A 23,807-nucleotide genomic window follows, 5' to 3' on the forward strand; every position below is an offset into this window, starting at 1 on the left:
ATAAGTTAATTGTATTGTACTGTCACTGTTTTATCTTTCTCTGTTTCCAGAATCAGGACTCCCTCCTTCTCCAGTTTATCTCCCTTGTTGCCCGTTACGGAAGCGACTTTGCATCCTTCAGGGATAGCCAGACGCAACGTCCCGCCCTGTTCGGGCAAGATACGGACTTGCCGCACCTGCCCCGCCACCTTTTCGGCCGAGACAAGGAAAGCGCCCATGGCACGCAGTTTGTCGAAAGATACATCCTGCCAGGCAACCGGTACAGCCGGGAACACCCGGATAACGCCCGTATGGCTCTGGAGCAGCATCTCCTGGATACCGGCGGCAAAGGCGAAGTTTCCTTCCAAAGTAAACGGACGGTAGGTGAATTTCGACTTTCCGCTTTTCGTCTGGTCGCCGTTCGCATGGAACGTATTCGGGAGGCAGAAACATTCGGCAAAGGTGCGCAACGCATCGGCAGCCCCTTCCCCATCGAAAGCACGGGCTTTCATATTCCCGAACCAGCTATAGGAATAGCCGCACCAGTAATCGGGACCGAAATCCTGTAGCTTCTTCAAGGTCGCTTTTATAATCTCCTGTGATTTCCCGCCCTGGCTCCAATCAATAAGGCCGAGCGGATGGATCGACATGGCGTGGGAGAAATGACGGTGCGACTGGTCGTAAGGGAAACCTTTTGCAAAGGTCAAAGCCCGGTCTTCATCCAGGTTCAGATCGGGCAGTTGAGCACCGATCGCTTTCCAGTGGGCAGCCTCGTCTGCCAACCCCAATTCGGAAGCCAGCTCGGAAGCGGCATTGAAAGCAAAGTGCATCAAGGAAAGGTCATAGTTTGTCATATCCTTGAACCACGCATTGATCGAGTTGTCGAAAATTTCCGGGCTGGAACTCAGCGGCAACCGGCGTACTCCGTCAGCATCGACTGTGGAGATCTGTTCGAGATAAGTCGCCACGTCCTTCAGAAACGGGTAGGCCCGCTCTTTCAGGAAAATGCGGTCGGCCGAATACTTCCAATGCAGATAGAAATGCTGTCCCAGCCATGCGCTGACCGTCGGCGACATGGAGTACTGTACCCATCCGCCCATCGGCTCGCCGGTCAGGGTGCAAACGCCGGGAACATTCATCCCGTCCGTCCCGAAATACTCTCGGGTATATTTTTTATACACATCACGCTGTTCCCAGAGGGTATTCAGATAGCCCATCCCCTCCTGCAAATGGTTGCCGGTATAGGCAGGCCAATAACTCAACTGTGTGTTCAGGTCATGATGGTAGTCTCCTTTCCAGGGCGGCAACATCCCGTTATCGGCTGTCCAGACTGCCTGAAGGGAAATCGGATAAGAGTCCTCGCGGGCAGCCGACCCGAACTTGTACATCTCGTTGTCGTACTGTTTCTGCAGGAGCGTATCCGGCAGCGAGACGGACGACTGTGCCCAATAGCCTTTCCAGAAGTCCATATGCGAGCGGTAGTCTGCCTCCACGCCACGCTCCATCGCTTCTGCCGTTTCCTGGTCGGCCCGGTCGGCGGCCAAAGAAGAAGTCAGGCTCCATACGCCGCTGAGCGTGCCGCCTTTCTGCTGCCAACGGACGACCACATCGTACGAAAAGCCTCCCCACCCTTCCTGATGGAAAGTGGTCGTACCGGCTTCCTTCTGTATCGTCCCCTGTTTATATCCGAGGCGTCCCAGGGCCGGACCGGCATGCGAGTTGTCGCCTGCGACCTCGTCCGGATTGCTGTAGCGGGGTGCAATGATCTCCGGCGAAACCGTATCCGGCAGGTTCTCGAAGACAAACCATCCGACTGGCTCGCTGGCATGCACGAACGTCTGCAACTTCGTCCCGTTCTCCCAAAGCACCTCACAAAGGGCATTATTGAGGAAAAGATGTACGGAAGAGACTTTTCCGATCTTCAACGGGAACTCCAAAGCCGCCCCCGGTATCTTAGACGGGGCAGGCAAAGCATTATAGGGGTGGTCGAACTTCTTCTGCACCGGCAGATAATCTCCTTTCCTCACCTGCTCACAGACCCAGGCAAAACGATTGTTCGGTCCTGCAATACTATCCATCGGGCGCAAGTCCCAGAGATCCGTTCGATCCAGCGAAAAACGTAGCACAGAATCGCGTTGCCAGACTAATGTTCCTACTGTGGCATTTCCCAACGGGATTCCTTCATCCCAAGTCTTGGCCAAGTGACCAAACTGCAAGTCACTGCTTGTCGGTGTGACAGGCAGTGACTCCTTTTCGCAACAGGCAGCCAATAGGCATACGCTTATGCAAGTTAGCCAAAATTCCTTTTTCATTCGTATTAAATCGATATTATTCTTTCTTTGTCTCCTGCAAAGATACGGTTTATTGATTTAATAACTGCTTGATAGCTTCGTCCGAACGAGTTTCCGTCTCCCGGATTTTGTTATAGTCGAACAAAGCATCGAGTTCGTAAAGTTGCAGGGTAACAGTCGGGGCAAAACGGTCGGAAGCGACATAGTTGCGGACTGATGTCAGCAATTGTTGCATGGCCGGGCGTTTCTCTATATCCTTAACCGGATCGACCACAAGGCCAAACTGCTTGCCGCTTGCCGCAATCTCTCCGCTTTCGCTTTCGAGCTGCCAAGTCAACTGCCCTTTACGGATCGCTTCGGGACCGAAATGATAGATGCCCATCTTCGCAGTAAAGGTCTCCGCATTTGTGTAAGCACGCTTCTGAAGGCGCGCCAGCAGGACGATCGGAGCACATGATTCACGGTATTTCTCAGGGGTTACCAACCCTTTGCTTTCCCAGAAGGCATCCAAGATACCGACTACTTCTCCCGCCTCTTCAGCAAGATCATGGGGATGCCGCCGCTGGAGTACAAGAAGATGAAGAAAGGAGGATTACCAATAATACTTATCCAGTATCTCCTGCATCCGGGGCGTTGCGGCATCGGTATCGCCAACCTCGCGACGCAGTTGCAGCAGCTCGCGCTTCATCTTTTCGATTTCACCGGCATAAGCGGGGGAATTGTAGACGTTATGGTCTTCGTGGGGGTCGGCGAGCAGGTCGTAGAACTCCCACGACGGCGTGACGGGAGCCTTATCCGATCCGGTCGCATTCAGCGGATCGCCGTAGAGGAACATCAGTTTGTAGCGATGGTTGCGGATGCCCATGTGGGCGGGACGGATCTTGTGGTGCGTCCAGTAGCGATAGTACATGGACTGCCGCCAGTCGCGCGGAGTCTCGCCCTTCAGATTGTCGCGGAAGCTGCGGCCTTCGCTGCACGACGGGGCGTCCACCCCGGTATAGTCGGCCAGCGTAGCAGCAAAATCAATATTGAGGATGATGTCGGAATTGCGCGTCCCGGCCGGGATCTCCTTCGGGTAGCGGATAACAAACGGCATGCGAAGCGGCTCCTCGTACATCATGCGCTTGTCGAAAAAGCCATGCTCGCCGAGGAAATAACCCTGGTCGGAGACATAGACTACGATCGTATTCTCGGACAGCCCCTCTTCATCGAGGAAACGCAGCAGGCGACCGATATTGTCATCGATGGCCGCTCCGCAACGCAAGTAGTCGCGAATCAACTTCTGATAGATTTTCCGGCGCGCATCTTCCTTGTCCATTCCTTCTATGGAGAAAGGCAGTTCCGGATACTTGCACCACCAGGAATCCGGGTCTTTCGAGGCGATCCCCCATCGGCGGGCCATATCTTCCAACGGTTGTCCGGGGAACGTACGCCCGGATTCTTCCGGCCCGAACTCCATCATGTTTGCCGGTTCGGGGAACGTGACTCCGTCATAAATATGTTTCAACCGTTCGGGGAAATCCCACGGTTCGTGCGTCGCCTTGAAATGGCAACACATCATGAAGGGTCGGTCCTTATCGCGCGAACGGATCCACCGGATCGTCTTGTCGGTCACCAGGTCGGTCGAGAAGCCCTTCTCCACCTTGCCGCTTTTCCCTTTATCATCGTCTATCCAGCCCTCCGCGGTCTTGAAAAGCGGGTCCCAATATTCCCCCTGGTCATGGAAAACCGAAAAGGTGTCGAAACCCGACGGCTGCGTCTTGAGATGCCATTTGCCGAAAAGGGCAGTCTGATACCCTCCCTCCTGCATGCGTTTCGCAATATTGTCCAAAGCCGGATCGAGCCTGTCTTCAAGCGTATAGACCCCGTTATGATGGCTATAGGCGCCTGTCATGATAGCCGCGCGGCTGGGCACGGAGATCGAGTTCGTGCAAAAGCAGTTGTCAAGCACGCACCCCTCGGCCGCCAGGCGGCGGATATTCTCGTTCTTCACGTATTCGCTCAGTATTCCTCCATAGATTCCCCACGCCTGCGAGGTATGATCGTCGGAAAGGATGAAAAGGATGTTCGGGCGTCCAGAGTCCGCTTCCGGCTCTTCGTCTGCCATCGCAGGAGAGGCAGACGCCAAAAAGCCGGTCGTGATGATTAGTTGATCGAATGTTTTCATGACATTTTTTGTTTTTCTTTCCTACAAAAGTAATGAATTTAAATAGATACCAACAACTTTATCTTGCAAATGAAACCCCTCGTTTCATTTGCAACATGACAAGGAACCTTATCGATTTCCGAAAAAATCATATCTATAATTAATTATTCATTTGCTTTCAATATGGCGGAGTTTCTTGTCTTCTCTATTTCTATTTGCTTAAATGTATGCTTTTTACCCCAGTTGAACCGATAACTCACATTCACATAAAATACATGATCGTTTATTTTCGGACCATAATTCCGGGAATATGAGCTATAGATATCCGAAATATACTCTCTCTTTTTTACAAAAGTAGAAAATGGATTACGTGTTCCTAATTCAAAATTCCAATTATTAAGATTATATCCTACGTTAAAATTGTAGATAAGTGGAGTACGATAGAAAACTCCGACATCATCATAATTCTTTTGGGGAGTTATGAGTTGTCCGGAAGCCATGAAATTTTTATATATAAACAACAATTTAGCTGAAGCATAAAAACAATTGACATCTAATTTTCTCCATGCATGTATAACTCGTTTTTTATAATATCCGGCCAAATCGAATGTCAATTTTCCAGGTATGACATTTAGCTTCATTCTTGGACCTGTCACTAAATCAAATCCGGATTTAGCTATGGCATAATCATGTATAAACAAATTCCGGCTTTCATCATAAGATACTCGTTCATAAGGGACATCTGTCGTCACTTCAAACGAAGTATGATAAGTAAGATTGAAAACAGGCGTATTTAAAGAATAAGTCAAACCCGTCAAATAAAATTTCAATACCTTTATCTCTGGATTACCTCTGCGTATCTGATATTTATCAATTCTTTGCTCTGTTAAAGAACGATATTGCAACCCAAGATCACCCGATTCAAGAGCCGTGGTAAAACGTATCGAATTATTCTCATTAATCATATAAGTCATAAAAAGTCCGGGACTGAAAAAATGTTGTAAAGAAGATTCTTTCTTATTATCGATATAAGTCAACTGATCGGCCCATTGAACAGTCATTTTCAATTTATTTTTTAACCGAAAAGCATATCCTAATGTCAACCTCCCTTCTCCCTTTGTTTGGTAATCATCCGAAAGCTGTCCATCGATTTCATATTGAGTATGGGCATAAGTATGGTCATAGTTCAACAGGACAAAGAGAACATCGCTTTTTCGTACAGTTTTCCTATACATCAGTTGAGGAATTACCCTATAATTATTTTCTTTTGCATGTGTATTATAAGCTAAAGTAATTTTGTCATTTTGTAAAGCCTCATACTGTCTGTCATACTTATTCTGATTGTAATTTCCACTTAAACGGAAACGTATATACTGTTCGTGTTTTAGACTCCCGGTATATTCTATCCTCAAAGCAGGATTAAAATTATGAGAAGAAGAATTGTCATCCACTTTATACCGGACCGGGTCATTGCTGTACGTTTGCATACTTAAATCATCCTCATCCGATTTTTCCTGATTCAAGACTAAAGTTGTATAAAGTTGATTGTGCTTATCATGGTAAAGATAATTAAAATAGCTATTTATACTATTACTATTTTGAGGAGAGGGTAAACTTGAAGCTTCATTCACGATCGTTTCCTTTGTCGATTTTAAATAAGTCGAAGTTTCATAGCCACGTTTAGGAGTATAATTATTATAGCTGTCTGAAACTGAAACAATAAACTCGGACTTTTTGTTAAAAATCTGTCCTGTAGCTCCATAACTACCGTTTCCTTTATTCAAATGCTGTTGCCCATTCATAGCGACCATCCCTCCTCTATCATGATGTTCTAAAATATAGTCGACAACAGAATTCGCATTCGGATATTCAGGATGATGTTGATCATAAAAATCAATACGGAGAATATCTTTGGGATTCAGGTTTCGGATCTCATCGCTCGAAGCTTCCCGTCCATTGATGAGGAGCAATGTTTCTCCTTGAATAGTCGATACCTTTTTTGTAAACGGATCGACATCCAATGTCGGTATCATCATTAACGCCAATGCTTTATAACCATCCGATGCATGACGTAACTGTTCTTTGGAAGGAAAATACAAGACCTTATCAGTAGTACGCGTTATTTGTCGACCAGTGACAACAACCTCATCCAGCTTATTACTTTCTTCTATCAAAACAATATCACCTAACTGCAATTCACCCAAATCGCCCTTTGTATGAAGGACATGTTCCTTATAACCAATATAATTTATAACCAATTTATATCCAGAAGGAGAAACAGGTGCTGTTATTGAAAAATTACCGGAACTATCACTGATAATCTCCCTTTACAAACACTGAATCGTGTATGAAACAGCGAACTGTTGCAGAAGAGACCGCATTTTTATGTTCATCTACAAGACGCCCCTTCAAACAAATATTTTGAGCCTCTAATAATGTATTCAATAAACATAAAACAATTATGAATAATGCTTTCATTGTATCCTACAAAATTTTAAAACCGCCTTGACCATGCTTAGCTCTTAATCATAAAAGAACCTTCACATAATCAGGACAGCATGTTATTCCATTCTGAAGTCAGAAAAAATAAACATACAATACCATCCATAAAAATAAGCAAATTTTTATTCATAACTCTTACCTTTCTAAATTCTAATGCAAATTTCAGACATAAAACACAAAAAAAACCGGATTAGAAAAAATAAGTTCAGTATAGAATAAAAAACAAATAATTTACTAATTTTCAGACATATAAATCTGATCTCATACATTAAAAATTCACTTTTACTTTCAAAAACCGGATTCGACCAGACAAAAAACCGGATTTTACCATAATAATTTTTCAAGAAATCGGTCTAAACTTTGCTTTTCAGACACATTAAAGTATTTTTCTTTTATCTCGGCTTTCTGTTTTGTGATCGTATCTGGTGCTAAGTTTAGTATAGTCGCAATTTTACCAGTTTTTACCCCCAGTTTAACCAGACAACAGATTAACAATTCTCGCTCATCCAATTTATACTGTATGAACAAATATTCTACAAATCCAGGAAATACCGAAGAAAAATGCTCATAAAACACATCCTTATTAAAGTTTAAAGGATACAATTGTTGTCTATTATCGGATAGATTAAGCAAAAATTCATCTTGATGAATCAATTTTTGTATCCATGCTTCATACATCCTGGATTTTTGTTTGAGTTCACCGGCTACCTCTTGTTCTTTTCGCAATTGTTCTTCTTGCTGAAGCCGCAGTGACTCCCAATCCAGGCTCAGTTGTTTTTGCGCCTTTACATTTGCATCCAGTTCTTGGCTTAGTACACTTCTTTGTCTTTCCAATTCTTCTTTCTCTTTTATTGAAAGAAGAATACGTTGCTCTAACTTTCCATTTTTTTCTAATATAGACTGCAATTGTGTATCTTTCTGTCTAAGTAGTATATCCTTATTGCTTATTAATTCCTCTTTTTGCTTAAGAATCGTCTCTTTCTCTTTGAGAAGTTTAGATTGTTCGATATTAGCCTCTTCCTGTTGCTGTTTGTATATTTCCAGTTGAGATAAATTATCATTTTCCAATGTCTGGATTGTCTCAGTCAAGGAGTCTATTAACAGATGGTTCTCTTCCAATTGCTTCTGGATAGTCTGCAAAGCGATGTCTTTTTTCTCCATCTCCTGCTTATCGCTCAGCAAAAGACTTTCATTTTTCTGCAATAGCTTCTGTATTTCTTTATTTCTCAATTTATGTTTACTGATTATTTGGAACATGATCACATAGACTATCCCTATTGCAAGACAAGCACAAAGAAAGCAGATAAGCAGGAAATCTTGCCTGCTACGAGCTGTATGCATTTGCTGGTTTTGCTTGCTGATTAAACGCTCTTTATTATATAAAGCTTCTACTTTCGCCAATTTTTGAGGTTGATATACCTGTTCGATTGAATCCCGGAGTAAAAGGTAACGTTCATTATATGTACATGCTTTCTTATAATCCTGCTTTTTTACATATAAAGTATATATTAGCCAGTTAGCACCACACTCCACATATAAATCAGTGCTCGCAAGAGCCATCTCTGCAAATAACAATGCAGAATCCAACTTATGTAGATTTCCATATAATTTTCCGATAGAATAATAGCAAGAATAGATTGTATTTCTCTTTTCTGAATAGTTCAAAGAAGCTTTCTTGTATGCCAAAGCCTTTTCATATAGTTTTTTTTCTGTATATATATTGCCCAAAGAGGACAATAAATAAGCGGTATAAGATGTAATACCTCCCTGTCTAGCAAGCTTTAAAGCACCATCTAAATAGTGATAAGCACTATCAAGTTGTCCAGACTCACGCATACATTCTCCAATATTTTGCATTGTATTAATTATTCCAATCGTATCCCTACATATTTTATAATTTCGATAACTTTTCTGATAGCAAACTAAACTTTCTTTAAATTTTCTATTTTTCCAGTATAAAGTTCCTAAATGATTATTGATAGCGCCTCCAAATCTCGATCAGATGTTTCTCGTACCAATTCCTTTGCCTTTAAGTAAGCAGTTAAGGCTTCTTCCGAAGCGCTCAGTTCTGAAAGAATCCTGCCTTGACAATAATAAGCTTCGGACAGTCGGTTTATATCTTTTTTCTTTTCGAAGTATTGTATTGCGACATTGATCAAGGAATCCGAAGTATGTTCGATATAGTTCTTATCACGAGCCTCTGTTATTAACAAGCACCAAGTGGCATAATCGCGCTCCGGCATCTTTTCTGGGGTTGCAACCTGTTCCAACAAGAATAAAGCGCTATCCGGATGTTCGGACATAACTTTCTCGGCTTGCTCCAATATAGGGTGTTGCTGACTTACCTGATGACAAGAAAAGAAAATGATAAAAGCAAGTAAGGTTGCCTTGAGTATTTGTGTTTTCATAAACTTAGCAATTAAGTAATCACAAAATTAAAGATAAAATTCTATTTATTAAGGCTAACCTGACACAAAGTTATCATTCTTCTTTCACTACTTCAGACAATAGATATCCTTTTACCTCACGGGAGTAAAAAACAATCCGGCAAACAGTATGATTCTTCCTGAATGTGTTGTACATTTGTAGCCATCTACTATCCAGTGGATTGAGCGGGAGAAACAACGTAGGCATCCTCATCTTGACCTGTTCGGCGATGAACGCCGTAAGTGTGAGAAGGAGCGTATGGATGCGGAAAGGCTTTTCCATACTTTCCGTTTACAGCCAAAAAAACAGCCATCGGCAAAAAAGATGCCAAAACAAGGCATAAAAGCACCTCCAACATGGCGGATAAACATCCACGCATCCCCGTAAAGACCTCACACAGACCCGGGTCTGCACCTCTCCCGCACCCGGGTCTCCATGATGGGTACACCCGGGTCTCAAGCGGCTTTGCAAGCTGTTTTTGACAAAAGAAAAGCCTGTCTTGATGAAAAAAGAAGCCGTTTTAACAGGTTTCGCACCTGTTCCCGAACGGTCCCTGTTTTTATCGTACAATTGACACACAAGAAGTTATCGTTTTTTACCATGATGGTTATGACAGATGAATGATAGTTCAAAATGGCAACTCTCATGCCATAACATATTGGTTTAAACCAATATACGAACGGATATGATAGTATGATGGTTGGTTTTGCAAAACATTTATATGAAATGGCTGCTGCCGTTCTTATTGCTGAATTGTGATGTGGATGTCTGCAAGATTGATAAAACAGAAAAAGCACACTTGTCATATAAACAGAGTGCCGGAAAGGAGGTTTCACTCCATCCTTCCCGGCACTTTTTTAATATAATATATTCAGGTAAACTTCCTTTGGTCGCTTTCTGATCAAGCCAAAAGGAATCCGCCCCCACTATTATTTCACCAATTTCAATTCCTCGATCAACCGCGGGCATTTCCCCCACTTGTCGATCATGTAGAGCACATAGCGTATGTCGACGCTGATCGTGCGCTGCAAATCCGGTTCGAAGGCGATGTCGCCGCTCATCGCTTCCCAGTTACCATCGAAGGCGAGGCCTATCAGGCGGGCGTTCTTGTCGAACACCGGGCTGCCGGAGTTACCGCCTGTGATGTCGTTGTTCGAGAGGAAGCAAAGCTGCAATTCGCCGTCCTTGTTGGCATACTGGCCGAAGTCCTTGCTACGGATCAAGTTGAGGATTTCGGGTTGCACCCAGAACTCGTCGCTTTCGGGGTTTTCCTTTTCGAAGATCCCCTTCTGGGTCGTATAGTAATCATACCAGGCAGCATCGTACGGACGGTAGCCGCCAATGGAACCGTAGCTCACACGCATCGTAAAGTTGGCGTCCGAAGCGAAAGCCTTCTCCGAGTGCATCTCTTTCAGGCCGGCAAAATAGAGGCGTTCGCCCTTAGCGATATCGTAATAAGAATCACCCGTGAGCTGTTGCAATTCGAAAAGGGAGATGAGGACGGACAGGCTCAACTCGGCAGCCGGGTCCTTCTTCAGTTTCGCATATTTCTTCGGGTCCTTCAGCATGGAGGCGATATTGTCGTAAGACAGGATGGATGTCTTCTTGAATACATCGGCGGCATACTTTTCATAATCGCCTTTATACTTTTTGTCCACCTTCTTGTAGATATCCGGAAGATTCTCTGCCGGAACCCGTTCCTTTACGATCTTCATCATAGCCGCCAGCACCTTCCGGTCAAGGCTTGCGTCATAATCCTTGAAGAAAGACTTGATATTGTCTTCGAGGAAGATATCGATTTCTTCAGGGGTAGAACCTTTCACATCCACGCTCTGGATCATGCGCGCCAGCTTCACGATCTCGGCGCCGCTCAGGAACGCTTCGCCCAGGTAGGTGGAGATCTTCTTATATTCACTGGAAGAAGTATATCCCTTTTCCAACAGGTTCAGGACGTCGCCGTACACCTCTTTACGCTTTGCATCCTGTGCCACCCAAGCGGCAAAAGCGGCTTCCTCTTCGCGTTTACGGTCGATCACTTTCAGGTTGGCCAGCCCCTTGTTCATGCCGATCGAGTTTTTCCAGTAGTTGGAGCTGCCGGCATATTTGGAAGCATATTTGATGCGCACCTCGTCGCTCTTCAACATCGCGTCTTTCCAAATCGCCTGCTTGATGCCACGCACTTCGATGCGAGGCTTGTTGCTATCCTCGATACGCTGCTGCACACCCCATGAACAGAGGTAGCGGTCCGTGCTGCCGGGGAAACCGATCGTCATCGCATAATCCTTGTCCTGATAACCTTGCAATGACACTTCAGCCACGTATTTAGGCTGGTATGGCTTATTATCCTTGCTGTAGGCAGCCGGCTTGTTGTCGGCTCCGGCATATACGCGGAACACGGAGAAGTCGCCCGTATGGCGCGGCCACATCCAGTTGTCCGTATCGCCGCCGAATTTTCCGACCGAACTGGGCGGAGCGAATACCATGCGGACATCATTGAAGACATCATAGACGATCAGGAAATACTTATTATTATTGTAGAAAGGCACGACATCGGCAGCCTGGAACTCCGTGTTTCCTACAGAATCGGCCATCGCCTGCCCGATCGAGTCGGCTGCGGCCAGACGCAGGTGCTCTTCCTTGATCGAAGCTATCTGTGAATTAATGCGATCGCTCACATCCACCGTCTCACGCAGGTAGCGGACCGTCAGGCCCGGAACCGGCAACTCTTCTTCCTTACTCTGGGAAACAAAACCGTCTTTCAGGTAGTCGTGTTCCACACTGCTTAACTGCTGGATCGAACCGAAACCACAATGGTGGTTGGTGAAAATCAGTCCTTCATTAGAGACGGTGATACCGCTACATCCTCCTCCGAAGATCACCACGGCATTGGCTACACACGGGTCAGTTTCACTGTACAATTGTTCGTAAGACGGAGTAAATCCCAACTCCTTCATCCTCTCCAGGTTTTGTTTATTCAACTCTTTCAGTACCCACATGCCCTCATCGGCAAACACTTGGCCTGAAGCAACGAGAAGCAGTAACACTGCCCACAACTTCTTCATACGATTCATTCTTTGTTCGTTATTCAATAATTAATTTGATTTTCTTTTGTTCTACACGCGCGGCAAGCCATTTCTTGATCTTTTCCTGTTCCGCCTCACGTACTTTTTCTTTGCTTTTCAGGTAGACTAACAGGACGGTATCGGGTTTAATGCTATCCATATCCATCAGATAGGTATGCGCACAAGAGACTTCCTTGATATAAGGGAAAAGGACTTTCATTTCCGGCATCAGCTCGGACGTAAGATGATTGTAACTGTGATATTTGTTCAGGTCGCGTTTCAGCGAATCGATCTGGAGGGACTGCGCCCGAAGAACCTCTTCGCTATTCTTATACAAGTCCTGCATCAGCAGGCTTTTCAACTCGTTAATGTCGGTGGCTTCCTGCCCGAAACCCTGCTGCACGACAAGGCCCACGTTTTTCAAGCCGTATTTCGGCATCTTGGCACGGGCGTTCGCAATCATCGTCTCCGGCACGGTCTCGCCGATCAGGACTACTTTCACCTCTTTCTTATCGCTGGTATCGGTCACCGTCTTGCTCAATATCTGCGTGTTCGGGAAACTCAACTCATCCGCGACAAACGTCCGCACCCGGTCATTGAAGTAACTGGCCCGGATCAGGTTGTAGCTCAGGAAAAGGCTCGGCACGATGGTAAAGAAAACGATCACCCCGACATATCTCGTCACGATCTTCTCGCGCTGTTTGTTTAAAAAGACCTTCTTCGGGTATTTCAGCAGGCGGACCACCACGTAGGTAGCCAGACTGATAAACACCGTATTGATAAAATAGAGATAGAAAGCACCGAAGAAATAATACAGGTTACCGCTCGCCAATCCGAATCCGGCCGTACAAAGCGGCGGCATCAAAGCCGTAGCGATCGCCACGCCGGGAATCACATTCCCCTTGCTCTTGGTCGAGCTCGCCACGATCCCCGCCAGGCCGCCAAAGAAGGCGATCAAGACGTCATAAACGGTAGGCTGCGTACGAGCCAGCAACTCGCTCTGCGCCTCGCTGATCGGGGAAATCAGGAAAAAGAGCGTCGAAGTGATGACGCTGAATACCGTCGCCGTGGCAAAATTACGGAAGGAACGCTTGATCAGGTCGAAATCGGAGATTCCCAGTCCCAGGCCGAACCCCATGATAGGCCCCATCAGCGGGGAGATCAACATCGCACCGATAATCACCGCCGTCGAGTTCGTATTCAAACCCAGCGAGGCGACAAAGGTCGCAAAGATCAGAACCCAAAGGTTCGTCCCTTTAAACTCTATGCCTTTCCGGATAGACTCGATCGTTTCGAGTTCATCCTCTTTTTCCTGACGGACATCGAAATTACGGACAAAGAAGTCCCTAATCTGCTTGTGCAACAATCCTTTTTCCATCCTATTAAAATCAACGTTTGTATACGAACATCCCGTAAAACGGCCTTTATAATGGCTAACACTCTCTCACAACCGTTTTAACACATCGCCTAAACCGCACAAAGATAGAAATAGTATCTCGAAATAAAAAATAAGAGCTGTGAACATAAAATAAGCGGAGTATATATCCTGATAATTATTGATTTTCACGTAACTTTGCAAATGCACAACACAGAAACGACAACGAACACTCTCAATAAATCCCGGTAAACAAGATGAAATACTACATTCTCCTGATATACTTACTCGCTTTTTCCCTCGCTACGGAGGGAAATACAGCAGTAAAAGATTCACTGTCGGAAGCCTTGCCGTCAGCCTCTTCTCCTCTGCAAAAACTGGAAATCATGACTAATCTGATGGATCTTTCCCGACAGGAAGAACAGGTGGAATATGCCAAACAGCTCTATTGGCTCGCACTTGAAGAAGACGAAGACTATTATAAGGAAGCGGCCCTGACCGAAATCTTGCGCTTTTACGTGAATACCGATGCCAAAGACAGCGCAAAGGTGTATCTCGCCGAAGCCGAAAGGGAGCTGAAAGGGAAAGCACGCGATTTCCTCGTCACGTATATGAAAACGATCATGGATGTCCGTGTTGTCTATTACACCAAAGGCGAAGACCGGATGAAACTGATTGAAAAATACAAACTCCGCCTCGAAACGGAAAAAGACATGCCGGTTCTTGACAAAATATCGAACTATTATCTCCTCGGTATGGCGAACAGCAACCGGGTCGATCCGAAAAACCAGGATGCTATCTATAAAGAGGTATGTTATTACATGAACAACCTGATCGAACTGTCGGACAACATCCCGCTCCGCTATTCGTATCTGTTCCGCCTGAATACGCTCAACATACTAAGCCTTATGGAAGCGACTCCCGAAAATCGGGTGAAAGCCTCCCTCCGCTACTTGAACATGCAAAAGGAATATGCTGACACAAAAGAGATGAAGAAGCGCCCGTACACAAGCAAACGGCATCTGCTGAACGCCTACTCTACTTTGGCTACCGCAGCAGAAACAGTCGGGAAAGATATGGCAACCCACTATTTCAACTACTTCATCGACTTGAACAGGAAATATCCTGAAGATGCTGCATTCTCCGCTGAATATGACCGTTATTTCACTTCGCTCAACTATTATAAGTCAATACGGGATTTCCAGAAAGCCGCAGATTACAACGATTCGGTCATCTATTATTTCCGCCACGGCGATTTCCAGTTCGACCTGACCGAAAACATCGTCCTGACACTAAAAGACAAAATCGACTGTCTCGACAGTCTGCACAGATACAAAGATGCCTACGAAGCCTACAAGGAATATTCCGTACTCCTGGATTCCGCACGCACACGAAGCATGGAAAAAAAAGTCGAAGACCTGGAGATCAAAAAGCATGTGGACGAGCTGGTGGTCGAGAAAAAGGCACTGGAAATAGACCTGCAAAAGAGCCGGAGCCAGTTATATCTATTCCTCGCGTTGCTCATTCTTTCGATCTGCTTCGGAATCTTCATATTCTTCCGCCTAGGAAAGATCAAATCGCTATACAAGGAATTGCAGGAATCGAACCGGCTGGTCATTATCGCCAGTGAAAAGGCACAGGAAAGCGAACGGATGAAGAACGCCTTTATCAAGAATATGTGCCACGAAGTGCGCACGCCGCTAAATGCGATCAATGGCTTTGCCGAACTGATCACCAGCGACGGTATAAGCCCGGAAGAGAAAAAAGAATTCAGCAAGATCATCTATACGAACTGCCACAACATCACCTCCATGATGAACGATGTGCTGGTAATCGCCCAACTGGACAGCAGCAACGAGGTCCTCCCGCTGGAACCGGTCCACATCGGCCTGCTCTGTCACCACGAGATGAACAAATTGAAAAAGTTACAGCAGAAGCCGGATATCCATTACCAGGTCGAAGGTGACAAAAGCAACGACCTGATCTATTCGGACCCGAATCATTTCGGCATTATCATCTCCCATCTGCTGAGCAACGCGAACAAGTTCACGAATCAGGGAAGCATCACGCTCTCCTACCGGCCCGAAGAAGAAGGAAGGATTATGTGTATCTGCGTTACCGACACAGGATGCGGAATTCCGGCAGACAAGAGCGAATGGATTTTCGAACGTTTCACCAAGAACGACGACTTTATCCCCGGTTCGGGCCTCGGCCTCTACCTCTGCCGCCTCATCACCCAACGCCTCAACGGTTCCCTCAAACTGGATACCTGTTACACCGGGGGAGCCCGGTTCATTTTACGGCTTCCAATTAATCCCTACAAATAGCCAACAGGTTTTCTTTTGGCAGACGTGCCCCATAAATCATCATTTAACTAGTTCAGTTTTTCTTAGATGCAAACCTTTTCCCGATATAAGGCAATTCGCTTAACGGAAGATCGCGTCTAATGATGATTGCCAGGAAAATCAGGAGTAGAACCGTGCGATAGCCCAAGCGAAGGATTTCCGAATCGATCCGGGGCAACATCCCAGCTGCATAGAATAAAACCGCTAATATGCCGTAAATAACGGCTGATCTTATATCGTATTGAATCGGGAACTTCTTCTGCCCGATCGCATAAGAAAGAATCATCATCAACAGGTTGCTGGCAAACGAAGCCCAAGCACACGCCATATAACCGTAAACCGGCGCCAGCAACACGATCATCAACACGGTCACCACGCAGCCGATCGTCGAGAAGTAGGCTCCCCATTGCGTCTGGTCGATCAACTTATACCAGAACGACAGGTTAAAATAGATCCCGAAGAACAGTTCGCCCAGCATCACGATCGGCACGACACGCAATCCCGGATAATACTTGGCGTCCACAAAATATTTCAGAATATCCAGATAATACATCACGCCCAAGAAGATAATCAACGAAAAGATAATGAAATACTTCATTGCCTCCGAATATGCTTTCGTATTATCGTCATCCTTATTCTTGGCAAAAATAAAAGGTTCGTAGGCATACCGGAATGCCTGGATAAACATCACCATCACCACCGCCACCTTGAAGCAGGCTCCATAAATCCCCAACTGGGTAGCTGCATAATCCTTATCTTCGAACAGGAAAGGGAACAGAATCTTATCCGCCGTCTGATTGAAAATCCCGGCAATCCCTAAGACCAAGATCGGGAACGAGTATCTCAACATCTGTTTCAACAACACGAAACTGGCTTTCTCGCGCAACCCGGGTATCATATCCGGCACCAAAAGCAAGAATGTCACCACCGAAGTAACCACATTGCTGACAAAGATATACTCCACCTGATAGCCGGGCACATAAAACCAGCCTATCAACCTCGGCGCACATTCATACAGCCACGGGCAAGCGATCAGGAAGAATATTACCAATACGATATTCAGGAATATATTCAGCAGCTTGATCGCCGCAAAGCGAACCGCCTTCCCCTGATACCGGAGGAAAGCAAACGGAATACAACAGAAGGCATCCACCGCCACAATCCCCGCCATCATCCCAATATATTCAGGGTGCGCACCATATCCCAGAAAGTTACTGACCGGCGTCAGCGCACTGAACACAAACACCATAAACAGGACGGAAGTGAATGCCAGACTGAACAACGTCGTCGCATATACCCGCATCGGGAGCTTGATCTCCTTCTTGTTCATAAACCGGAAAAAGCCGGTCTCCATCCCATACGTCAATATCACCATCAACAAGGCTGTCCAGGCATACAGATTCGTCACAATCCCGAAATCGCTCTCGGTAGCCAATACACGCGTGTACATCGGAACCAGCATCCAGTTCAGGAATTTCCCGACAATGCTGCTGACACCATAAATTGCGGTCTCTCCTGCGAGACGCTTCATTCCTCCTGCCATAACTTAAAAACAATTGACAATTGATAATTGACAATTAAAATAACGAACTTTGTATTCCATCGGGGCGAAGCCGTCCCAAATGGGTATAAGCCAACTCCGTCACCTCGCGGCCGCGGGGCGTACGTTTGATAAAGCCTTCTTTGATAAGGAAAGGCTCGTAAACCTCTTCCAGCGTTCCGGGATCTTCTCCCAGGGCAGTCGCGATAGTCGTCAATCCTACCGGTCCGCCGTTAAACTTGTCGATGATAGTCGTCAGCAACTTATTGTCGATCTGATCCAGGCCGTAACGGTCGATGTTCAATGCCTCCAGGGCATAGCAGGAAATCGCCTTATCGATCTCTCCGGATCCTTTCACCTGTGCAAAATCACGCACACGACGCAGCAACGCGTTCGCTATACGGGGTGTACCACGACTACGGGAAGCAATCTCGCGTGCAGCACTCAACTCGCATTTCACATTCAGGATATCGGCACTGCGCAGCACGATCTTCGTCAGCGTCTCCATCTCATAATATTCGAGGTGCATATTGATCCCGAAACGCGCCCTGAGCGGACTTGTCAGCAAACCGCTGCGAGTCGTCGCCCCCACCAGCGTAAACGGAGCCAGGTCGATCTGGATGGAACGGGCGCTCGGCCCTTTATCGATCATGATATCGATCCGGTAATCTTCCATCGCCGAATACAGATATTCCTCCACAATCGGACTCAACCGGTGGATCTCGTCGATAAAAAGGACATCGTTCTTCTCCAGCGAAGTCAGCACTCCCGCCAGATCGCCCGGTTTATCCAGCACCGGCCCGGAAGTCACCTTGAAGCCGACTCCCAATTCATTCGCTATAATGTTGGATAATGTAGTCTTTCCCAATCCGGGAGGTCCATGCAACAGCACATGGTCGAGCGCCTCCTTACGCATCCGGGCCGCCATCACGAAAATCTTCAGATTCTCGACCACTTTGGCCTGTCCGCTGAAGTCATGAAACGAAAGCGGACGAAGCGCATTCTCATACTCCCGTTCGCTCTCCGGAACCCGTGCATCCCTTATATCAAATTCATCTTCCATACTCTTATTACTTTGACTGGCAAAGATAATAAGAATTACCGGGTTCTGAACTTGTGTCACCGGAATATCGGGACAAAGATAGAAACTTGCAGATCACGTGTCCGTCCCGATTTCATATAAGGGACTCCTTTCATTACATTGCAAGTTCCATGTTTGTATGTCAGGGCCAGATCGAAGTATTTGAAAGCATAGGCGGCTTTGACGACGACCGGCACGTCAAAGGCAGATTTGATTGTCTTCCCAATCATAATATTATCCTTAAAATGGAGAGTAGGCTCAACTCCTACTCCTACCTTCAGCCTCCCGATCAGATTATAATTCAAAACTCCGTTCAAAGCCATGTAATTCCTTGCAAACTTACTTTTGTAACCTTTAACGGGAGTCGCTTTATTGCCAACCGAGGCAATTTCTCCCCGCTTCTGCCCATATAATAAAGTTGCATCCACCGATAAACGGTGTTTCAATTCGAACTGCAACTGATATCCCACATGAAAAGAAGGCTTCATATCCGGTATATTAAACCCAACGTTGCCTTTAGACATCGCCTCATCCTTATACCAATCCATCGAAACACCACCTATTACCCCACTTTTCACTTTCCCATTTTGTGCGGAAACAGATAAACACACTAAACTCAACAATAAAAACATCACACTCTTTTTCATATCAACTCTCTTTTATTGGTTTGACTTTGTTGACATGACCGGGAAAATGAGAAAAACCCCTATCAAATATTACTAAAAATATTTCCTTTCAAACCCTGTCTTTGAAATCTAAAAAAATCATTTCATAGCATATCGTAAAGCAAACGATTGTGCAAGGCCAAGCTTTTAATGCGTATGGTCCGATAATATGATGTCGAATGCCGGGAGGAACTAATTCGGTAGAACATAAAGCAACAAAAATCAAGGTCGTAAAAAAGAGATAACGATTATATCTTTTATGGACAGAAGGGCTGCAAATATACCAAATAGCGACACCAATCATCAACGTGATATAACCACTTGCTTCACTTCCTGTACTAAACAACACGACATACAACAATACATTAGCTAATAGCATGAGCCGAAAACGGAGATATTTATATTGCTGAATTCTGAAATAAGGGATAAAGAATAGGATCAGTCCCGGTATAATCAGCCACAAATCACTATATAAAGAACAGCCTGTGAGCTTACGTACGATTCCTAATAAAGAAATATTTTGAGATATGGCGAACATATTGAGGCCATTTTTGATTTCCAACCGTTCCAACCACGCAATATATTGCGAAGAAATATAATCTGTCCCCGGAGAGAAGAATATCGGCAAAACCAAAAACAAACATCCCCAAAAAACGCAGGAAAATACAAGACGCAATTTGTGTTTTGAAAAAAAGAAAAAAGCTAATCCTACAATCGGATATATTTTTATTAATGTTCCCAATAAAATCAAGCAAGAAGCCCAAAATTCTTTTTCTTTCTCAATTAAAACAAAAGAGAGAATAATAAATGCTGCCACAGAGATATTAAATTGTTGTACCCCCTGCGCCGTCATTAACTCACACAAAGAATACCAATAAACTATAATCCTCTGACTCTCATTGAAAGGTAACTGACGAATAGCATAAAAAAGAAAATATGTATTCATTAAAATCCAAAAAATCATCCCCAACCATTCAGGCAAGATAGAAAATGGAGCAATCACAAGCGCAAAGATCGGACCATAATGGTTTACATCATAATATTCGGTAGGATACTCCACATATAAATGTAATCCGTTAATTACGTGAGGAAAAACATTTTCAAATATCTTATAGTTATTATATTTACCTATCAGCAATTTGACTATTGCATAAATTAGTCCAGAGGACATCCATATCCAAAAGACCGTTCTTTCTCTATGAAAAACAGTCTTTTGAAATATATGTGATAAAAAGTTGATCTCTTTTACAGCTTTCATGTCAAAACCAATATCGCTTAAGCGAAAAACTTCAACAGCAAGTCTTTGTTGTTGTCTTCAATTCATGCTTGAATAGGTTGCTCAGGGATAATAGACTTAGGAGCAGTATCCCACTACCCTTTCAGATATATTCGTTTCTTGGCAAAGCAAGGAAACGAAAATGTCGCTATTAACAGTAAACATCCAATTTTTCTAAATGTCTTCATATTATGTTTAATATTTTCAAATGTAAACATAGAGGGAATTATTGGATGCAACAAATCGGTATATGGACAACCTTCTTTTTATATGGACAAAATTATTTCTCAGCTGCTATAAAACTGATAATAAAATACATAAACTTACTTCATATAGCTTACGCAAACGATCTAAATCCTTCCAAAATCCTTTTTTAATGCTCTTTACCTGTATATTCCACACTTCCGAAGACAAAACTGTCCCTATTTTTATACCCATATCTACTCTATTACCATCCTTTTTGTAGGATACACCCATTTATATCGCTTCCTTTTTGATTCGGACACAGCTTCCGCCGAGTACGACTTCGGAACTTATTGGCCGAATCGGAACTGACTCCCAAAAGAACAGCCTCCTCGTTTAAGTGCAAATCCAAGAAACTGAGATAACAGATCTTGGTTTCTGTTTTTGTCAGACCCAACGTATTTTCTTTCATAAAAACGCTGACATTCGGAAAAAGGGAATCAATCAGACGAATCAGGCTTCTCCATTCCTCTTCGTTTAGTTTTTGTTCGATATCAGGTTTTACTTTCCGACAGCGCTCTTTCATTGTTTCAAATAAAGAGGATTGCTTCAATTTTTCCACCCTTAATACGGTGATTTCTTTCTTATATTCACTTGTATCCTCATGCGCAGCAGCTTTCCTTTCCATCTCTGCCGTTAACTCCCGAAGGCGACCTTCCTGTTCCGTTTCTTGCTTCTCATGCCGATTTTTTTCCTCTTCTAAAAACTGTTGCTGCCGATTTATTTCAAGCCGTCTTTTCCTATCCCTCAACTGATAACCCACAATCAACAAAAGGCAAATGATAACAGCCAAAGCAAACAAAAACTGTTTCTCTGCAACAAGTTTTTTATTGTCTTGAACGACAGTGACCACATCATGCCGTTTCTCTGCATCAATAATATCTACCTGTTTTTGTTGATCATATAAAGAATCTTTCTTTGCCTGATATTGTTCCAAAAGAGAAAGCGCTTTTTCTGTATCACCAGCTTCTTTTTCGATAAGGTAACCTAAATAGAAGCAATCGATCGATGTATAAGGGTTCAATGACGGACCTGTGGCTAATGCTAAATAATAGCGGGCTGAATCAAGGAGGCTTTCATTATAATAGAGATCACTCAAAGCCAGATAAGAGGGAACTTGATCCATCGTATCAGAACTTAAACTTCTACTATAATAGGCTCTCGCTTTTTCCACATCGCCCATTAAGTCATAAATATTTCCCAAACCATTAGAAATCGAACTAATCCCCCTTAAATCTTGAAACCTTGTAATAACAGAATCCGCTATTAACATATAGTGAAGCGCCAACGACAAAGAATCGTCAAATGCCCATGTTTTAGCCACATCTCGCAGGGCAAAGGCATAACTCCGCTCGTTACCGGCCTGCTTAAAAAATTCTGCCGCTTCTTCAAACTTCCTCCGCTCTTCGCTTCTTTGGCCCGTATAAGTGTACAAGTCTGCCATATAGCTACAGATATACCCTGCTACATCATATAAATACTTCTCTTTTGCCAACGACAACGCATCAGAATAAGCCTTCATTGCCGGGATAAAAAGCTTATCTTTCACATACGAACGCCCTAAATAAAGCCCCATCCAAGCCTGTTGTTCCGCGGCCCCATGACTTTTATACCCAACCAACGCCCGGTCGAGTTGTTCGGTATATAGCATATCTTTGAAGAGTTTATCCGCCGCCCGGCAATACAGCATGCACCAACGTGCAAACTGCCGCTCGTTCAACCTATCGGGAGTTTTTACCTCATTCAATAAGATATAAGCGCTATCCGGATTTGCTTCTAAAAGTATTTCTGCCCGGTCCATCGTTTCCGATGCGATCCGGTCTCCTACACACGAAAAGAAGAGACTGACGGGCAACAAGATAAGCAAGAATATTTTTTTCATACGGATATATTGTTAGACAGGTTGTTTTCAGGAGGGAAAGGTACGCATTTTTATAATCAGGACAACCCTTTTAACTACTCGATTTATCATAAAAACAGGTTCGTTGCTGTCAATTTGATTTGTTTTTAAGATTTCTGACGATATTAACATTCCTGTTTTCAGGCTTCTTAGCTTAAAGAGCAACCGTTTTTGAAACTCTTTTTCCAAATCATCCGAATGATTTTCCCGAACAATGCGAAACATCACCCATAAGCCCATCACACTCTTTCCAGGGCCGGGTGAAGAGAACCTGAAGAAATATCTGAAAGGTCTGAATGTACATCCGTTCGTCATATGCAAGTTGATGCGTGGTCATACAGGCAGGGACTATATGTCACCACAGCAAAAAGCATCCTCAAGCATGTAGATGAACTGGCCTTTGAGATCAGAAATATTCAACAGGGCAAGCATTACCTTGCTATGCAATAAACTTATTAGCTTTAACACATGGCCTACCCCGAAAGTGACGAAAAACTAATGTTTTTGCAAAAACAACCATCATACTATCATATCCGTTTGTATATTGTTTTAAACCAATATGTTATGGCATGATAGTTGCCATTTTGAACTATCATTCATCTATCATAACCATCATGGCGAAAGACGATAACATGCTGTGTATCAATTATACGATAAAAACAGGGACCGTTCGGGAACAGATGCGAAACCTGTTAAAACGGCTTCTTTTTTCATCAAGACAGGCTTTTCTTTTGTCAAAAACAGCTTGCAAAGCCGCTTGAGACCCGGGTGTACCCATCATAGAGACCCGGGTGCGGGAGAGGTGCAGACCCGGGTCTGCGCGAAGCCGTTCCGGGAATGCAGAGAAGTTTATCCGCTATACCAGGGGCACTTTTATGCCCAGTTTTTGCATCTTATCCAGCGAAAAGAGGCATTTTTATGACAAAAACGCCCCCGTTTTGTCAATGGCTATTCTGCTTATGTAAACATAAACAG

At 44.5% G+C, this 23,807-nt stretch carries 16 protein-coding genes; 2 read left to right on the plus strand and 14 right to left on the minus strand.

The window, feature by feature from the left end:
* Positions 1-5: 5 nt before the first annotated feature.
* The 9 genes from NQ542_RS13910 to NQ542_RS13950 all read right to left on the minus strand — a co-directional run bounded on the left by NQ542_RS13910 (position 6) and on the right by NQ542_RS13950 (position 13,785).
* Complete coding sequence (locus NQ542_RS13910; protein WP_005633644.1) at positions 6-2,291, minus strand: glycosyl hydrolase family 95 catalytic domain-containing protein; 2,286 nt, start codon at positions 2,289-2,291, stop codon at positions 6-8.
* A 49-nt stretch (positions 2,292-2,340) separates the two neighbouring features.
* Positions 2,341-2,781, minus strand: coding sequence for a hypothetical protein (locus NQ542_RS13915; protein ID WP_005633646.1), 441 nt, complete (start codon positions 2,779-2,781; stop codon positions 2,341-2,343).
* Between the two features lie 81 nt (positions 2,782-2,862).
* Positions 2,863-4,437: a sulfatase family protein gene (locus NQ542_RS13920; RefSeq protein WP_005633648.1), complete on the minus strand. Its 1,575-nt coding sequence runs from the start codon at positions 4,435-4,437 to the stop codon at positions 2,863-2,865.
* A gap of 143 nt (positions 4,438-4,580) precedes the next feature.
* On the minus strand, positions 4,581-6,620 hold the full coding sequence (locus NQ542_RS13925; RefSeq protein ID WP_227945693.1) for a TonB-dependent receptor: 2,040 nt from the start codon (positions 6,618-6,620) through the stop codon (positions 4,581-4,583).
* A gap of 622 nt (positions 6,621-7,242) precedes the next feature.
* Positions 7,243-8,775 carry a tetratricopeptide repeat protein gene (locus NQ542_RS13930; protein ID WP_005633654.1) on the minus strand — a complete coding sequence of 511 codons (1,533 nt, stop codon included), beginning with the start codon at positions 8,773-8,775 and terminating at the stop codon, positions 7,243-7,245.
* Between the two features lie 107 nt (positions 8,776-8,882).
* Positions 8,883-9,326, minus strand: coding sequence for a hypothetical protein (locus NQ542_RS13935; RefSeq protein WP_005633655.1), 444 nt, complete (start codon positions 9,324-9,326; stop codon positions 8,883-8,885).
* 73 nt (positions 9,327-9,399) lie between these two features.
* A complete protein-coding gene (locus tag NQ542_RS13940) occupies positions 9,400-9,627 on the minus strand; it encodes a hypothetical protein (protein ID WP_005633656.1) in 228 nt (75 codons plus the stop codon).
* A gap of 647 nt (positions 9,628-10,274) precedes the next feature.
* Positions 10,275-12,407, minus strand: coding sequence for a S46 family peptidase (locus NQ542_RS13945; protein WP_354532393.1), 2,133 nt, complete (start codon positions 12,405-12,407; stop codon positions 10,275-10,277).
* A gap of 19 nt (positions 12,408-12,426) precedes the next feature.
* The gene (locus tag NQ542_RS13950; protein ID WP_005633661.1) at positions 12,427-13,785 is read right to left on the minus strand and encodes a TIGR00341 family protein; all 1,359 of its coding nucleotides are present in this window, start codon (positions 13,783-13,785) and stop codon (positions 12,427-12,429) included.
* A 254-nt stretch (positions 13,786-14,039) separates the two neighbouring features.
* Between NQ542_RS13950 and NQ542_RS13955 the strand changes: the two genes are divergently transcribed.
* Positions 14,040-16,109, plus strand: a complete 2,070-nt coding sequence (locus tag NQ542_RS13955; protein WP_005633663.1) for a sensor histidine kinase — start codon at positions 14,040-14,042, stop codon at positions 16,107-16,109.
* A gap of 52 nt (positions 16,110-16,161) precedes the next feature.
* On the opposite strand, the gene NQ542_RS13960 is transcribed toward NQ542_RS13955, so the two are convergent.
* The 5 genes from NQ542_RS13960 to NQ542_RS13980 form a co-directional block, all read right to left on the minus strand.
* Positions 16,162-17,670, minus strand: coding sequence for a lipopolysaccharide biosynthesis protein (locus tag NQ542_RS13960; protein ID WP_005633664.1), 1,509 nt, complete (start codon positions 17,668-17,670; stop codon positions 16,162-16,164).
* A 34-nt stretch (positions 17,671-17,704) separates the two neighbouring features.
* Positions 17,705-18,730, minus strand: coding sequence for a Holliday junction branch migration DNA helicase RuvB (ruvB, locus tag NQ542_RS13965; RefSeq protein ID WP_005645102.1), 1,026 nt, complete (start codon positions 18,728-18,730; stop codon positions 17,705-17,707).
* 56 nt (positions 18,731-18,786) lie between these two features.
* Entirely contained in the window at positions 18,787-19,395 is a 609-nt protein-coding gene (locus tag NQ542_RS13970; protein WP_005633666.1) for an outer membrane beta-barrel protein, read from the minus strand.
* A gap of 88 nt (positions 19,396-19,483) precedes the next feature.
* Positions 19,484-20,671, minus strand: a complete 1,188-nt coding sequence (locus tag NQ542_RS13975; RefSeq protein WP_005633667.1) for a glycosyltransferase family 87 protein — start codon at positions 20,669-20,671, stop codon at positions 19,484-19,486.
* Positions 20,672-21,137: 466 nt separating this feature from the next.
* Positions 21,138-22,733, minus strand: a complete 1,596-nt coding sequence (locus tag NQ542_RS13980) for a tetratricopeptide repeat protein (RefSeq protein WP_227945694.1) — start codon at positions 22,731-22,733, stop codon at positions 21,138-21,140.
* Positions 22,734-23,046: 313 nt separating this feature from the next.
* Between NQ542_RS13980 and NQ542_RS13985 the strand changes: the two genes are divergently transcribed.
* The gene (locus NQ542_RS13985; RefSeq protein WP_005633684.1) at positions 23,047-23,220 is read left to right on the plus strand and encodes a hypothetical protein; all 174 of its coding nucleotides are present in this window, start codon (positions 23,047-23,049) and stop codon (positions 23,218-23,220) included.
* The last annotated feature ends 587 nt before the right edge of the window (positions 23,221-23,807 follow it).

The sequence above is a fragment of the Parabacteroides merdae ATCC 43184 genome, assembly GCF_025151215.1.
In the GTDB taxonomy this organism is placed as follows: domain Bacteria; phylum Bacteroidota; class Bacteroidia; order Bacteroidales; family Tannerellaceae; genus Parabacteroides; species Parabacteroides merdae.

Bases quoted from the DNA above. Each gene is read 5' to 3' on its own strand.
- NQ542_RS13910 (WP_005633644.1), bottom strand. From the start codon at position 2,291: ATGAAAAAGGAATTTTGGCTAACTTGCATAAGCGTATGCCTATTGGCT.
- NQ542_RS13920 (WP_005633648.1), bottom strand. From the start codon at position 4,437: ATGAAAACATTCGATCAACTAATCATCACGACCGGCTTTTTGGCGTCT.
- NQ542_RS13930 (WP_005633654.1), bottom strand. From the start codon at position 8,775: ATGCAAAATATTGGAGAATGTATGCGTGAGTCTGGACAACTTGATAGT.
- NQ542_RS13935 (WP_005633655.1), bottom strand. From the start codon at position 9,326: ATGAAAACACAAATACTCAAGGCAACCTTACTTGCTTTTATCATTTTC.
- NQ542_RS13940 (WP_005633656.1), bottom strand. From the start codon at position 9,627: ATGGAAAAGCCTTTCCGCATCCATACGCTCCTTCTCACACTTACGGCG.
- NQ542_RS13945 (WP_354532393.1), bottom strand. From the start codon at position 12,407: ATGAAGAAGTTGTGGGCAGTGTTACTGCTTCTCGTTGCTTCAGGCCAA.
- NQ542_RS13950 (WP_005633661.1), bottom strand. From the start codon at position 13,785: ATGGAAAAAGGATTGTTGCACAAGCAGATTAGGGACTTCTTTGTCCGT.
- NQ542_RS13955 (WP_005633663.1), top strand. From the start codon at position 14,040: ATGAAATACTACATTCTCCTGATATACTTACTCGCTTTTTCCCTCGCT.
- NQ542_RS13960 (WP_005633664.1), bottom strand. From the start codon at position 17,670: ATGGCAGGAGGAATGAAGCGTCTCGCAGGAGAGACCGCAATTTATGGT.
- ruvB (WP_005645102.1), bottom strand. From the start codon at position 18,730: ATGGAAGATGAATTTGATATAAGGGATGCACGGGTTCCGGAGAGCGAA.
- NQ542_RS13970 (WP_005633666.1), bottom strand. From the start codon at position 19,395: ATGAAAAAGAGTGTGATGTTTTTATTGTTGAGTTTAGTGTGTTTATCT.
- NQ542_RS13975 (WP_005633667.1), bottom strand. From the start codon at position 20,671: ATGAAAGCTGTAAAAGAGATCAACTTTTTATCACATATATTTCAAAAG.
- NQ542_RS13980 (WP_227945694.1), bottom strand. From the start codon at position 22,733: ATGGACCGGGCAGAAATACTTTTAGAAGCAAATCCGGATAGCGCTTAT.
- NQ542_RS13985 (WP_005633684.1), top strand. From the start codon at position 23,047: ATGCGAAACATCACCCATAAGCCCATCACACTCTTTCCAGGGCCGGGT.